This is a genomic window from Alsobacter metallidurans (assembly GCF_014636935.1).
GTDB classification, from domain to species: domain Bacteria; phylum Pseudomonadota; class Alphaproteobacteria; order Rhizobiales; family Beijerinckiaceae; genus Alsobacter; species Alsobacter metallidurans.
This window is the reverse complement of sequence record NZ_BMES01000002.1, coordinates 1,423,148-1,437,495: the sequence shown is the minus strand read 5'-3', so window position 1 is coordinate 1,437,495 and position 14,348 is coordinate 1,423,148. Positions and strand designations below refer to the sequence as shown.

The window sequence follows — 14,348 nt, the reverse complement described above, 5'->3', positions numbered from 1 at the left end:
CGGGCCTTTTGATTAGGTGACTACGCCGCAGGTCAGTCGAACTTGCCCGAGGCGTGGGCCAGGATCGTGTAGACCTTGCCCTCGTCCGAGGTGAGGATCGAACGCGTCAGGGTCGAATTGCGGTCGCCAGGCGCGACTTCGCCGAGCAGCTCCTCGAACTTCTGCACATAGGCGTTCACGGTGTCGCGGAACTCCGGGTCGCGGCGGTAGCGGCGGCGGAATTCGTCGAAACGCTCCTGGCCCTGCGGCGTGTAGATGCGGCGGCTGAACACGTCGTGCTCGCCGGCCGTGTAGCGGGCCCAGAGCTCCACCGCCTCGTCATGGTCGATCATGCGGGCGATATCGGTGGACAACGACCCCAGCGAGTCGGCCGCGCTGCTGGCCTTGGCGGCCGGCGCGCGCTCGCGCTCCGGCGGGATGGAGGCGCGCAGCTCGGGCTTGCGGGGCGCGGGCGCGTCGTCCTCGACGGACGCCCGGGCCAGCAGCTCCGACAGCCAGCCGCCGCTGGCGCGACCCGACAGGGCCTCGCGCGGAAGCTCAGGCTGGCGCGACGGCGCCGGCGCGGCGGGCCGCTGCTGCGGGGCCGGCTCTTCACGACGAGCCTCCTCGCGGCGGGGCTCCTCGCGACGACCTTCTTCGCGACGCGGCTCCTCACGGCGCGGCGGCGGGGTGACGAGCACGCTCGGGCGCGCGGCCGCGGCGGGCGGCTCGGGGGCGCGACGGGGCTGCTCGGGGGCGCGCACCGGCAGGCCGACGTCGCTCGCGGCCGCAGAGGCGGAGGCCCGGCGCGGGGCTTCCTCGGCGGCGCGCTCCTGCGGACGCGACACGTCCATGCCGCGGTCGGAGCGGGCCACCAGGGCGGTGAGCTCGTTCAGGGCGCGGATCTGGTCGGTGACGACGCGGCGCATGGCGGCGGCGGATTCCTGCGTTTCCTTCGGCAGCTCCAGCACGCCGCGGCGAACCTCCTCGCGGGTCGATTCCAGCTGCTGCTGCACGGACGAGCCAAGGTGGCGCATCTCGTTCGCGGCCTCGCGGAACCGGTCCGTGGCGGCGGTGAGCGCCGAGCCGATTTCGCCCATCACCTGCTCGTAGGCGGCGCGCAACGCCGCCGTGGTGCGCTCGCGCTCCTTGCTGGTGGCCATGCGGATCGTTTCGTACTGCTCGCCGATAGCCTGGCTTGCCGACTGAGTCGTCTCGTTCAACACCTGACCGATCTGGCGCGCGCGCTCCTCGGCGGATGTGAGGCTGTCTTCCACCAGCGCCTTGAAGGTGCGGGTGACGTACTCGATGTCGTCCGTCCGCGACGTGATCGCCGACAGGGCGGCATCGAGGCCGGCGCGGCGCTCCTCCAGGGCGGACCCGACGCGGCTCTCGACCTGCTCCAGCATGGCGGCGACGCTCGCCAGCGCGCGGGCGTGCTCCTGGCTGGAGGCCGCCACCGAGCGGCCCTGCTGGTCCAGCCGCTCGAACAGGCCGGCGGCGTCGCGCAGCGCGCCGGTCGAGAGGCCGCGCAGGGCTTCCACCTGCTCGGCAGCGCGATCGGACACGGCGCTCGTCTCGCTCGTGATGGCGTGCAGGGTGTCGCGCAGCGCCACCATGCGGGCGCCGAGATCCTGATCGAGGCTGCCGAGGTTCTGGCCGACGCCGCTGATCGCCTGCTCCAGCAGGGCGTTGGTGTGGGCGAGCTTTTCGAGGCTGTCGTTGATCTCGGCCTTGAGCCGGTCGTTGGTGGCGGTGAGCTGCCCGACCGAGCGGGCGGCGCCTTCGTCCATGACCTGCTGCAGGCTGGCGGCCGAGGACTGGAGCACTTCGGCCAGCGTGTCGCTGCGTTCGCGCAGGGCGTTGATCATTTCCGAGCCGCGGCCCTCCAGGGCGCGCAGCACGGCGTCGCCGATATGGGCGATCTGCTTGGTGGTGTCCTCGCCAACCTTGGCGATCTGCCGGGTCGTGTCGTCGCCGACCTTGGCCAGCCGGGTGCTCGCGACGCCGTCGGGTCCGAGCAGGGCCTCGATTTCGCCGATGCGGTCCCCGAACGCTCCCGTGACGCCCTGCGAGCCGGTGGAGAGCACCTCCTCGAGCTTGCTGCTGGACGCGATGATCGCATTGGCGATCTCGTCCGAGCGGCCTTCGACGGCGCGCTCGATGGCCTGCACGCCCGTGGTCAAGGCCTGGTCGATGGAGCGCGCGGCGCCGCTCACCATGTCGACAATGGCGTCCGTCCGGCCGCCGAGCGCAGCCGTGACGGCTTCCGCGCCGGTGGACAGGATGGTGTCGAGCTGGCGGGTCGAGTTCTCGAAGAGGCTGGTGAGCTCCTCGGTGCGCTGCCCCAGGGCCGCCGTGACGGACGACGCCCCGCTCGTGAGCGTTTCGCCGAACAACCGGGCGCGCTCGTCCAGGAGGGCGCTGACGCTGTCGAGGCGATTGACGACCCGCTCCTCGAAGCGCGCGACGCGTCCGTCCAGCGTGGCCGCAATGGCGCTCGCCTGGGCGCCGAGCGTGGCGTTGACGAGTTCGGCCTTGGCCGAGAGCGTCTGGGCCAGCACGTCCGTGCGGTTGGCGATTGCGGTCTCCACCGTCTCGACGCGCATGTCGAGCGCGCGGGTGATCTCCTTGCCGCCGTTGCCCAGCAGCTGGGCGATCTCCAGCGTGCGCGTCGCCAGCGTCTCGCTCAGCGACTTGGCGCGGGCGTCGAGCCCCTGGTCGATGCGCACGAAGATGCTGTCCAGCGTACGGGCGACGTTGACGCCGGAGGCGGCCGTCTTGACCTCGTAGTCGGCGATCTGCTTCTCCAGATCGCGGGCGGCCTGCTCGGCGCGCGCCGCGACGCGGCCGGCCAGAACCTCGCCCTGCTTGCCGAAGATGGTCTCCACCTGGGCGAGCCGGGCTTCCACGGCGTTGGTGAAGGCCTGCGTGTCGGAGCCGATGCGCTCGACCAGATCGCCGCCGCGTCCCAGAACCTTCTCCTCGAAGTGATCGAGACGGCCGACCAGCGTGGTCGCGAGCGTGTCGCCGCGCTCCAGCACCTTGCCCTCGAAGCCCGCCACGACGCCGTCGAGCGCCTCCTGCAGGGCCGCGGTGCGGCTCTGGACGCGGTTCTCGAAGTTGCCTGCATGCGCCGTGAAGGCTTCGTCCAACCGCGCCGTGGCCTGGCCGAGAACGCCCTCGAACGCGCCGATGCGGTCGGTGAGGGTCTGCTCGAGGCGCTGGCTGCGCTGCTGCGCGGTTTCCTCGAACGCCGCCAGCTGGCCGGCGAGGCGCTCGTTGAGGTTGCCGCCGCGAATGATCACGGTCTCCTCAAAGGCCGTGAGCGTGTTCGCCATGGTGCGGGACACTTCGCCGCCGCGCTCGCCGATGGTCGCGACGATCTGCTCGGCGTTGCGCACCAGCGCGTCGTTGATGCGCGAGCTCTGGGTGGCGACCGCCATCACGGCGTCGCGGGCGATCGCGGCGAGGCGCGCCTGCACGACGTCGCCGTGCTCCGAGAAGGCATTCTGCGTTTCGGCGGCGCGGGCCGTGAGGGCGGCGAGCACCGATTCGGTGGCGGCCTCGAAGGCCGAGCGGGTCTCCACCGTGCGGGCGGCCAGCATCTCGGCGACTTCGCGGGCGCGGGCGGCCAGGTGGCCGTCGACGTCCGAGATCCGGTCGCCAAATGTGCGGGTGACGTGTTCCGCACTGTTCGCGAAGGTCTGCTCGGCCTCGCCGGTGCGGTCCGCGATGGTGCGGGCGACCGTCTCGGCGCTGGTGGTGAACAGCTCCTCGGCGGACAGCAGGCGCTGGGCGATGACGTCGTTGATGCGCTCGGCGCTGTCGGCCAGCAGCCGCTCGGCCGCGGCGGTGCGCTCGGTCACGGTGGCCCCAAGCCGCTCGGCGCTGCCGGTCAGCGCCTCCTCGGCGGCGGCGACGCGCTCCGAGAGGTTGCGGGCGAGCTCCGTGGTGCTCTCGGCGAAGACGCGCTCGGCCTCGGCGGTGCGGCTCGCCAGGGTGCGGGCCACGGCCTCCGAGCTGGACGCCATGCCGGCCTGCGCCTCGGCGGCGCGGGCCGCCAGCGTCTCGGCGATCGCCTCGGCGCGGGTGGCGAAAGCCGCTTCGGCGGCTTCGGCGCGGGTGGAGAGAGCCAGCACGGCGGCTTCGGCGCTGGTCACGAAGGCGCGCTCGCTGTCCTGCGTGCGGGCCGCGAGGGCGTCCTGCAAACGGGTGGCGGTCTCCTCGAACACGGTGCGGGTGGAGTCGACGCGCTCGCCGATCAAGGTCGCGATCTGCTCGCCGGTCTGGGCCAGGGCCTCGCCCAGCGTCTTGCCATTAACGGTGACGCTCTCGTGGATGCGCTCGCCCGTGGCCGACAGGCGGGTGGCAAGGTCCTCGCCACGCGCCGTGATGGTGTCGGCGATTCGCGCGCCGGTCTCGTCGATGCGCCGCGCGACCTCGTCGCCGCGGCCGCCCAGGTCCGCCGCCAGCGTCTCGCCGGTGGTCTTCAGGGTTGCGTTCACCTCCATGGCGCGCTGCGCGATGGCCTCGGCCACGCCGGAGCCGGTCTCGGCGATCACGCGCGTGACCTTCTCGGAGCCTTCCGCGAGCGAGGTCGTGAGGATCTGGCTGGTCTGCTCCAGCGCCTGCGAGACGAGCGCGCCGCGCTCGGCGATCTGGGTGGTGAGCTGCTCGCCCGTGGCCGTGAGATTGTCGGTGATCTCGCGCGCCTTGGCGCCGAGCGTGTCGGTCACCACCGTGGTGGCCTGCGTCAGGCGGCCATTGACGTCATCGGTGGTGGCCGCGAGACGCGTGATCAGGTTCTCGCCCTTCTCGGCGATCTCATGAATCATGCGGTCGCCGGTGCGCGACAGCACGCCGCTGATTTCCTCGGCCTTGGAGCCAAAGGACTGCGTCACCCGGGCGCCGGCCTCGCCGACGGACTCCGAGATGCGCGTCGCAGCCGCGTTCAGCTCCTCGCGCAGCGTGTCGTGCGAGCCCGTGATGGAGGTGCGGACGCGCTCGGCGTTGGAGAGAATCGCCTCGCGCTGCACCACGAGTTCGTCGATCAGCGAGCGGATGCGGATCTCGTTCTCGCCATAGGCGCGCTCCAGCGTGGCGATCTCGGAATGAACCAGCGTCTCCAGTTCGCCGGCGCGGGCCAGGGCGCGCTCGATGCCGTCGCCCATGGCGGCGACCTCGCGGCGGATCGCCTGCGACAGGCTGACGACGCCCTCTGAGGTCACGGTTTCGGGCTCGGCCAGCCGGATGGCGACCTGCGTCATCGAGCGGGCGACGAGGCGCATCTCCTGCGCCCGCACGGCCAGCGAGGCCAGCACGAAGAAAATGATGATGGGCGCAAGCGCCGCAAAGGCCGCGAGGCCGGCCTCGGGCGTCAGCAGCCGCTCGGCGAGGGTCTGGTCGGGGCCGCCGAGAGCCATCCAGCGGCCGGCCGCGAAGGCGGCGAAAACGCCGAGCCAGAGCAGCGACGCCAGAGTGGCGAGAACGTGGGGAACGCGGGACGGGCGCACCTGGAGGGCCTGCAGGATGTCGCCGACGGCGCGGCGGTCGTCATTGGCGGGGCGGCCGGGCTCGGGCCGACGCTGGTCGGCCAGCGTGTCGCGCTGCGGGCGGGCGCGGTCGCGCGGCTTCTCGATCCTGACTTCCGGGAAGATCTCGGCGTCGTTCACGGCCGGCAGCTTGGGGCCGATGGGCTCCTCGTCGGTGGCGGGCGGCGGGGCGGCGACGGCGGTCTCGTTGTCTTCCCGAGGCTTCCCGGACGGCGTCGTTCCCGTGAGATTGAGCGCCTCCTCGATCGCCGAAAGCGCCGCCTCTGTGGGGTCGGTGACCTTGGGTTGGATAGCCATCAGGTTTGCCTCGCATCGGTACGCGTCACGCAGCCGCTTCCACGCGCATCCCCGCCCCCGCATGCAACATGCGCGGGCGAGAGCCACGCGTGGCGCCTCTCGCGGCGGTCGCCCGGCCCCGCATTCGGGATCGGTTAACCAAAGTGCAGTCTAGTCGGCGGCCCCCCCGAAGGGAACCCGGCCCACCCGGCCGTCGCAAAACGTCGTTAACGCCTCGGTTACCATAAGCGTAACCATGAGGTTGCGCGAGCGCCGCTGGTGGCGATTGGATGAGAGACGCACGTCTATCTACAACGAAAGACGTGCAGCCGGCCGCCACCATTGACACCGTTGCGCCCCAATCCTCCGCAGGATGGCGACTTGCGGAATGTTTAACCCGCCGCACACTCTCTCTGATCGGCCGCGTCTCCCGCCGGCTCGTCGCACAAAGGACCTGAGACCATGTTCGGCGCAGTGACAGGGACAGACGATTTGACGGCGCGAGACCTGCTGGCGGGGCAGGACAACGGTTCGACGCTGGAGGCCCCGGCCATTCTCGATCTGCGGCACCTCACGGCCCAGACCATGGGGGACGTGGATCTCGCCCGCGACGTGCTGGGCATGTTTCTGGAGCAGTCCAACGACGTGCTGCGAAGCGTGCGCGACGCCGTGGACGGCCGCAGCCGCAGCGACGCCGCACACCTCCTGAAGGGCTCCGCCAGCGCCGTGGGGGCGTTCATGGTGGCCCGGCAGGCCGGCGCCGTGGAAGCGCTGGACGACACCGCCGACGAGGAGGAGGTTCTCGAAGCCCTCGCGGGCCTCCATGCGGCCGTCGCCGAGGCGCGTACGGTGATCGCCGCCCGCCTGCACGACCGGCGGATCGGGGGCCTGTGAGCGCCAGGTCATCGCTCCGGGGAACGCGTCGCGTGGGTGTGGCTCCACCTCTCGCCAACCGGGCGAGACTGTCCTAAGTAGGGCGGAACTGCGCGCCGCAGCGCCGGCTGCGGCGGCGTCCCACCCGAGATCCCGATGACCAAGATCACTTTCATCGACCATGAAGGCGCGTCCCGCACGATCGACGCCCAGGACGGCGCCACCGTGATGGAGACGGCCGTCCGCAACGGCGTACCGGGCATCGAGGCCGAGTGCGGCGGCGCCTGCGCGTGCGCGACCTGCCACGTCTATGTGGACGAGGCCTGGAAGGCCAAGGTCGGCGAGCCCGCCTCCATGGAAGAAGACATGCTCGACTTCGCCTATGACGTGCGGCCGACCTCGCGCCTGTCCTGCCAGATCAAGGTGAAGCCCGAGCTCGACGGCCTGGTGGTCCACACGCCCGAGCGGCAGGCCTGATCTTTCCGCCCAATTCTCCGCGTCAATCCGCCTTGATGTTGGCTTCGCGGATCACCGTTCCCCACATCTTGGTTTCCGCCGCGATCATGGCGGCGAACTCGTCCGGCGTGGAGCCGACCGGGATGGCGCCCGTCGCCTTCAGCCGCTCCTGAACGGCCGGGTCAGCCACCGCGGCGCGCGTGTCGGCGGCGGCTTTCTGGAGGATCGCGGCCGGCGTCTTGCGGTGCATGAGGTAGCCAAACCAGGACGACACGTCGAAGCCCGGCACGGTGGCGGCGACGGTCTCGAAATCCGGCGTCACGGGCGAGCGCTTGGCGGTGGTGATCGCGAGCGCCTTGGTGGAGCCGGCCTGGGCGTGCGGAAGCGCCTGCGAGATGTTGTCGAACATCAGGTCGAGCCGCCCGGCGATCAGGTCCTGCGTCGCCTGCGCGCTGCCGCGGTAGGGCACATGCACCATCTTCACCCCGGTCATGCGCTGGAACAGCTCGCCCGAGAGGTGGATCGACGTGCCGACGCCCGATGAGCCGTAGTTCAACTTGCCCGGATTGGCCTTGGCGTAGGCGATGAGCTCGGCGACCGAGTTGACCGGCAGGGTCTTGGACACGACCAGCAGGTTCGGCACCATCGCGAGCAGGCTCACGGGCGCGAAATCGGCCACCGGATCATAGTTCAGCTTGGGGTAGAGGAACTGGTTGGTGGTGAGCCCCACGGTGCCGACCAGCAGCGTGTCGCCGTTGGGCTCGGCCCGGGCGACCGCCTCGTTGCCGATATTGCCGCCCGCGCCGGCGCGATTCTCGACAACCAGCGTCTGGCCCCAGATCTGCCCCAGCTTGTCGGCCACGATCCTGCCGACCACGTCGGTGGCGCCGCCTGGCGGAAAGGGCACGACCACCCGCAACTGGCGGCCCTTGGGCCAGGCGTCCTGCGCGCGCGCCGCGCCGGCGCCGGCGGCCATCGCGGCGACGGTCAACATCAACGTGCGCCGATCGATCGTGAAATGCGTCACCGTGATCCTCCCCGCCCGGCCTCTTCGCGGGCCGGATGGTGGATGGTAGCCGCGCGCCTCGCCGGATGTCCATGCGGCCGGGCGCGACGGGCTTTGGCGGCGGCGCCGCATCGTTGACCGCGCCAACCCATTGACGCTGCGCAATGTCGCGGCCGTCGAGAGGCGCTAAGGTGTGCGGGTCCCGTGAATGGAGGCCCCCCGATGTTCAAGACGATTCTGGTTCCCGTCGACCTCTCCGAGGTCGAGGTTGCACGCCCCGCCATCGAGAAAGCCACGGCGCTCGCGGGCGTCAGCGGCGGAACGGTTGCGCTCGTTTATGTGCGCTCGATCCTGCCGGTCACGTTCATGGAATATGTGCCGCCGTCCTTTGACGAGGAGCAGCAGGGCGACGCCGAGAAGCGGCTGGCCGAACTGGCCGCCACCCTCCATGTGCCTGGCGGCGCCGTCACCACGGCGGTGCGCATGGGCGCGGTCTACAACGAGGTGCTGGCCGAGGCGAAGAAGATCGGCGCGGACCTGATCGTGGTCGGCTCGCACCGGCCCGGCATGGCCACCTACTTGCTCGGCTCCAACGCCTCCACGATCGTCCGGCACGCGGAATCCTCCGTGCTGGTCGTGCGCGAGCCGGCGAAGAAGTAGCCGCGGCCGAAGGCCGGCCTCAGCCGGGAGCCGGCATCACGCGCTGGGGCGGCGCGCCCGGGTCGAAGGATCCGGGCCAGTTGCGCGTCACCATGGCGTGAACTTGCCAGCCGAGCGGGGCCACGAACAGGATCACCAGCAACGCCACCGTAAGGCCGCCGCGCTGCGTCGCCGCGAGGCCCATCGCGATCAGCCCCGCCACCACCAGCGCGCCCGCCGCGGCGGCGAGCCCCCACAGCACGGGCGGCGTGCCGGTGCGGCACGCCAGGCGCGGATTGGCGGCCGCGGCGCGCGCCAGCAGCGCCCGCACGAAGGCCGCATAGCCGCCGTCCTGCCGGTCGAACTCGAAATAGGTCTTCCAGGACAGGTTGGCGATCTTCAGCGTCCGGCGGTCCGCCAGCAGCAGCGTGAGCCTGTAGCCCTTGGTGGTGAAGTTGGTGGGCGCATAGGCGAGCCGCGCCAGCACGATCGACCGATAGGGGATCCGCTCCTGCTTGCGCCCGGTGTCGACGAACAGGGCGTCCGGGTCCAGCCGATAGCTCACCTCGTAGCCGAACGGCTTGGGGCGGTGGGCGTAGGCGATGGGGGCGGCGTCCTGCATGGCGGTCCTTGTGGCTGCGACGCAGCTATCAGGCCGCCCGGGCTCGATTGCAAGATGGGCGTGGGCTGGCGCCATCCGCCGCTCATCCTCACCGCACCAGCTCCCGCATCGCGCCGTCCAGTCCTTCCAGCGTCAGCGGAAACATGCGCTGGCCCATCAGGTCCTTGATCATCTGGATGGAGTGCGTGTAGCCCCAGTGGTTCCTGGGCACCGGGTTGAGCCAGATCGTGCGGGGGAAATGGTCCAGCACGCGCTGGAGCCAGACCTGGCCGGCTTCCTCGTTCATGTGCTCCACGGCCCCGCCCGGCATCGCGACCTCGTAGGGGCTCATGGAGGCGTCGCCCACGAACACGACGCGGTAGTCCGACGGGTAGGTGCGGATCACGTCCCAGGTGGGCGTCTGCTCCTCGCGCCGGCGGCGGTTGGTTTTCCACACGCCCTCGTAGAGGCAGTTGTGAAAGTAGAAGTAGTCCATGTGCTTGAACTCGGTCTTGGCGGCCGAGAACAGCTCCTCCACTTGGGCGATGTGCCAGTCCATGGAGCCGCCGACGTCGAAGAACAGCAGCACCTTCACGGCGTTGCGGCGCTCGGGGCGCAGCTGCACGTCGAGATAGCCGTGCGACGCCGTCTCCTTGATGGTGGCGTCGAGGTCGAGCTCCTCAGCCGCGCCCGTGCGGGCGAACTTGCGCAGGCGGCGCAGCGCGATCTTGATGTTGCGCGTGCCGAGCTCGACCGTGTCGTCCAGGTCCTTGAACTCGCGCTTGTCCCACACCTTCACGGCGCGGAAATTGCGGTTCTTGTCCTGCCCGATGCGGATGCCTTCGGGGTTGTAGCCATAGGCGCCGAAGGGCGAGGTCCCGGCCGTGCCGATCCACTTCGAGCCGCCCTGGTGCCGGCCCTTCTGCTCCTTCAGCCGCTCCTGCAGCGTCTCCCAGAGCTTCTCCCAGCCTAGGGCCTGGATCTGAGCCTTTTCCTCGTCGGTGAGGTACTTTTCGGCCAGCTTGCGCAGCCACTCCTCGGGGATTCCGGTCGCCTCCACGGCGTCGCCGAGGCTGACCACGCCCTTGAAGGTCTGCCCGAACACCCGGTCGAACTTGTCGAGGTTGCGCTCGTCCTTCACCAGGCAGGCGCGGGACAAATAGTAGAACTCGTCCACCGACTTGTCGGCGAGGTCGGCCTCCAGGGCCTCCATCAGCAGGAGATACTCCCGCAGCGTGCAGGGAACCTTGGCGGCGCGCAGATTCGTGAAGAAGGTCAGGAGCATGGGGGGAGTTTAGGGCGGCTCCCGCCCGGCGTCACCGGGGATCGGGCGTCCGGGCTTCCTCGATCACGCGGTAGTCCGCGTCGATCACGCCCGCAGGGGCAGGGCGGGCGTTACGCCCGGAGGCCGGACCAGCGCCCTGCCGCGCCTGCATCTCGCGCAGCGCCTTCTTGAGGCGCCAGCGGGCCAGCGCGCCGGCCGCGATCACGAAGGGGGCCAGCACGAGGATCAGGCTGAAGCCGATCACGGCGATCAGCAGGCCGACGCCGGCCGCCGCGGCGACGCCCAGCCAGACGGCCCAGCGGGGCAGGCTGGCGACGCGGGTTCCGGTGCGGTCGTTGATCAACAGGCGGATCACGGCATTCTCCTCGCCCGCAAGGTGGGCCGTGAGGCCGGTGTTTTCAAGGCGGGGCCCTTCGCGCAACGGAGCGAGGTCCTTCCACCGTCATGCCCGGGCTTGTCCCGGGCATCCACGCGCTGGGCTCCGGCGTGGATGGCCGGGGCAAGCCCGGCCATGACGGAGAGAGCGCCCTTGCGGCATGCACGCCGCCCGCGTACGCAGCGGGATGACCGACACCCAGATCGCCGCCGCGCCGCCCGCCCTTCCGCATGTCGCCATCGTGGGCGGCGGCCCCGCCGGGCTCATGGCGGCCGAGACCATCGCGACGGCAGCCGGCGGGCGCGTCACCGTGACGGTGTACGACCACATGCCCTCGCTCGGCCGCAAGTTCCTGCTGGCCGGACGCGGCGGGCTGAACCTCACGCATGGCGAGCAGATGGACGCCTTTGCGGAGCGCTATCGCGCGGCAGCGCCGCGGGTGCGGCCGCTGCTGGACGCATTCCCGCCCGAAGCCTTGCGGGCCTGGGCGGATGCGCTCGGGCAGGAAACCTTTGTGGGCACCAGCGGGCGGGTGTTTCCCAAGGCGATGAAAGCTTCGCCGCTGCTGCGCGCCTGGCTGCGACGCCTCGACGGGCTCGGCGTGCGCGTGGCGCTGCGGCACCGCTGGACGGGCTGGGACGAGTTCGGGCTGCTGCGCTTCGAGACCCCTGACGGCGTGACCGCCGTGGAGGCTGACGCGACCGTGCTGGCGCTGGGCGGCGCAAGCTGGCCCCGGCTGGGCTCCGATGGCGGCTGGACGACGCTTCTGGCCGACAAGGGGGTCGCGATCGCGCCGCTGCGGGCGGCCAACAGCGGTTTCGAGGTCGCCTGGACCGACCTGTTCCGCGACCGGTTCGAGGGCGAGCCCCTGAAGGGCGCGGCCTATACGGTCGGCCGTCGCCGGCTCAAGGGCGAGGCGGTGATCAGCCGCCACGGCATCGAGGGCGGGGCCATCTATGCGCTCTCGGCGGAGCTGCGCGCCGAGGTCGAGGCGACGGGCGAAGCGGCCCTTTGGATCGACTTGCGGCCGGACCTGCGGGCCGAGCAGCTGGCCGAGCGGGTCGGCGCCATGAGGGCCGGGCAGTCGCTCGCTAATGTGCTGCGCAAGGCCATCGGCCTGTCGCCCGTCGCGGCCGGCCTCCTGCGCGAGGCTTTCGGGCCTGACCTGCCGCGCGAACCCATTCTGCTGGCCCGCGCCGCCAAAGGCTGTCGCATCCGCATCACGGGCGTGCGCCCGCTGGATCGCGCCATCTCGACGGCTGGCGGGGTGGCGTTCGACGAGCTCGACGAGACGCTGATGCTGAAGCGCCTGCCGGGCGTGTTCGTCGCCGGCGAGATGCTCGATTGGGAAGCGCCGACGGGCGGCTACCTGCTGCAGGCGTGCTTTTCGTCGGGCGTTGCGGCCGGGCAGGGGGCTTTGCGGCGGCTGGGACTGGCGAGCTGAGCGCGCGAAGACCCTCACCCCAACCCTCTCCCCGGGTCGGGGAGAGGGGGCCGCGCTCGCGTGGTCGGCTCATTGAGCCTGGCGACGGCGCCGCCGCTCCCTTCGCCCCGGAACGGGGAGAAGGTGGCCCGAAGGGCCGGATGAGGGGTCGTCAGTCCCCGTCGCCTCGGGGATGACGCCACGCTGAAATGCGCTAAGTTCGCGTCGACGCGTCCGCCCGGCGGACCCCAGAACCACCGAGCGGACCCCGCATGCGCTTTTCCGGCACCGAGAACTACGTCGCAACCGACGACCTGAAGGTCGCCGTGAACGCCGCCATCAGGCTGCAGCGGCCGCTGCTGGTGAAGGGCGAGCCCGGCACCGGCAAGACCGTGCTGGCCGAGGAGATCGCCAGGGCGGTGGGGGCGCCGATGATCACCTGGCACGTGAAATCCACCACCAAGGCGCACCAGGGGCTCTACGAGTACGACGCCGTGTCGCGCCTGCGCGACAGCCAGCTCGGCGACCCGCGCGTTTCGGACATCCGCAACTACATCCGCAAGGGCAAGCTCTGGGAGGCCTTCGAGAGCGACCAGCGGCCGGTGCTGCTGATCGACGAGATCGACAAGGCCGACATCGAGTTCCCCAACGACCTCCTGCTGGAACTCGACCGCATGGAGTTCCACGTCTACGAGACGGGCGAGACCATCCGGGCCGAGAAGCGCCCCATCGTGGTGATCACCTCCAACAACGAGAAGGAGCTGCCGGACGCCTTCCTGCGCCGCTGCTTCTTCCACTACATCAAGTTCCCGGACGCCGAGACGATGGAGCGCATCGTCGACGTGCATTTCCCCGACATCAAGAAGCGGCTCGTGGCCGAGGCCCTCAAGGTGTTCTTCGAGGTGCGGGACGTGCCCGGCATCAAGAAGAAGCCCTCCACGTCCGAGCTGCTGGACTGGCTCAAGTTGCTGCTGTCGGAAGACATCGGGCCCGAGACGCTGCTGGAGCGCGATCCCACGAAGCTGATCCCGCCGCTGCACGGCGCGTTGTTGAAAAACGAGCAGGACGTGCATCTCTTCGAGCGGATCGCCTTCATGGCGCGGCGCGAGAAGCGGTGAAACGAATGTGCATCATCTTGGGCCGCCAACCGGTATCCACTGGGCGCGATGATGCTCAAAGGCGGGAGGCCGCATGCGACGCCTTATAATCTTCCGCCACGCCAAGGCCGTCCCGCACGGCGCGGCGCCGGATTTCGACCGGGCCCTGGCGGAGCGCGGCCTCGCCGACGCGGCCGGAACCGGGCGCTACCTCGCCGAGGAGCACCTGCTGCCGGACGTCGCGCTGGTGTCGCCCTCGTTGCGCACGCGCCAGACCTGGGCGCAGGCGGCGCTTGCGGTGGGCGAGACGCCGGTGGTGACGGACGAACGCATCTACGAGGCCCTGCCGGACGACCTGCTGGCGGTGGTGCGCGCTGCGGACCCCAAGGCCCGCACGGCCGTTCTCGTCGGCCACAACCCCGGCATGGCCGAATTTGCCCGCGCGCTGGCCGGCCACGGCGACCGGTACGCCTTCTCACGCCTGCGCGGCGGCTTCCCGACCTCGGCGATCGCGGTGCTGGATTTCCCGGTGGACGAGTGGAGCGAGATCAGCTTCGGCAAGGGCCGGCTGGACAGGTTCGTGACGCCGGGCTCGGCGGAGGACTGAAGCTCGTTTTCCGCGCCCTCGCCGTCATTGCCAGCCGGAGGCGAAGCAATCCAGTCTAAAGGCTGGGCGCTGTGCCGGCGTCGGGGCCACCCCCAACCGCCTGGATTGCGGGGATGGGAACGCGCCCGTAATATGAAAATAATCCTTGACAATCGGCCCTGTTTCCCGCACCCTT

Annotated in this window: 11 protein-coding genes; 6 read left to right on the top strand and 5 right to left on the bottom strand. The window is 70.5% G+C overall.

Annotated features, from left to right (window positions below; translation table 11 throughout):
- Positions 1 to 32: 32 nt before the first annotated feature.
- A complete protein-coding gene (locus IEV99_RS17165) occupies positions 33 to 5,831 on the bottom strand; it encodes an apolipoprotein A-IV repeat region-like domain-containing protein (protein WP_188518952.1) in 5,799 nt (1,932 codons plus the stop codon).
- Positions 5,832 to 6,272: 441 nt separating this feature from the next.
- Between IEV99_RS17165 and IEV99_RS17160 the strand changes: the two genes are divergently transcribed.
- A complete protein-coding gene (locus IEV99_RS17160) occupies positions 6,273 to 6,704 on the top strand; it encodes an Hpt domain-containing protein (RefSeq protein WP_188518951.1) in 432 nt (143 codons plus the stop codon).
- Positions 6,705 to 6,839: 135 nt separating this feature from the next.
- Positions 6,840 to 7,160 (top strand): 2Fe-2S iron-sulfur cluster-binding protein, encoded by a 321-nt coding sequence (locus IEV99_RS17155; protein WP_188518950.1) that lies wholly within the window; start codon positions 6,840 to 6,842, stop codon positions 7,158 to 7,160.
- Between the two features lie 22 nt (positions 7,161 to 7,182).
- On the opposite strand, the gene IEV99_RS17150 is transcribed toward IEV99_RS17155, so the two are convergent.
- The gene (locus tag IEV99_RS17150) at positions 7,183 to 8,166 is read right to left on the bottom strand and encodes a tripartite tricarboxylate transporter substrate binding protein (RefSeq protein ID WP_244643905.1); all 984 of its coding nucleotides are present in this window, start codon (positions 8,164 to 8,166) and stop codon (positions 7,183 to 7,185) included.
- 201 nt (positions 8,167 to 8,367) lie between these two features.
- Here IEV99_RS17150 and IEV99_RS17145 point away from each other — a divergent pair, with 201 nt between their 5' ends.
- Positions 8,368 to 8,805, top strand: coding sequence for a universal stress protein (locus tag IEV99_RS17145; RefSeq protein WP_188518949.1), 438 nt, complete (start codon positions 8,368 to 8,370; stop codon positions 8,803 to 8,805).
- Positions 8,806 to 8,824: 19 nt separating this feature from the next.
- Here the strand turns inward: IEV99_RS17145 and IEV99_RS17140 are convergent, their stop codons facing one another.
- From IEV99_RS17140 to IEV99_RS17130, 3 genes are all read right to left on the bottom strand, one after another.
- Positions 8,825 to 9,406, bottom strand: a complete 582-nt coding sequence (locus tag IEV99_RS17140; RefSeq protein WP_188518948.1) for a hypothetical protein — start codon at positions 9,404 to 9,406, stop codon at positions 8,825 to 8,827.
- Between the two features lie 88 nt (positions 9,407 to 9,494).
- Entirely contained in the window at positions 9,495 to 10,670 is a 1,176-nt protein-coding gene (locus tag IEV99_RS17135) for a vWA domain-containing protein (protein ID WP_188518947.1), read from the bottom strand.
- Positions 10,671 to 10,701: 31 nt separating this feature from the next.
- The gene (locus IEV99_RS17130; RefSeq protein ID WP_188518946.1) at positions 10,702 to 11,025 is read right to left on the bottom strand and encodes a hypothetical protein; all 324 of its coding nucleotides are present in this window, start codon (positions 11,023 to 11,025) and stop codon (positions 10,702 to 10,704) included.
- Between the two features lie 208 nt (positions 11,026 to 11,233).
- Between IEV99_RS17130 and IEV99_RS17125 the strand changes: the two genes are divergently transcribed.
- From IEV99_RS17125 to IEV99_RS17115, 3 genes are all read left to right on the top strand, one after another.
- Entirely contained in the window at positions 11,234 to 12,490 is a 1,257-nt protein-coding gene (locus IEV99_RS17125) for a BaiN/RdsA family NAD(P)/FAD-dependent oxidoreductase (protein WP_188519715.1), read from the top strand.
- 251 nt (positions 12,491 to 12,741) lie between these two features.
- Positions 12,742 to 13,587 carry an AAA family ATPase gene (locus IEV99_RS17120; RefSeq protein WP_188518945.1) on the top strand — a complete coding sequence of 282 codons (846 nt, stop codon included), beginning with the start codon at positions 12,742 to 12,744 and terminating at the stop codon, positions 13,585 to 13,587.
- A 73-nt stretch (positions 13,588 to 13,660) separates the two neighbouring features.
- A complete protein-coding gene (locus IEV99_RS17115; protein ID WP_188518944.1) occupies positions 13,661 to 14,173 on the top strand; it encodes a SixA phosphatase family protein in 513 nt (170 codons plus the stop codon).
- Positions 14,174 to 14,348 lie beyond the last annotated feature (175 nt).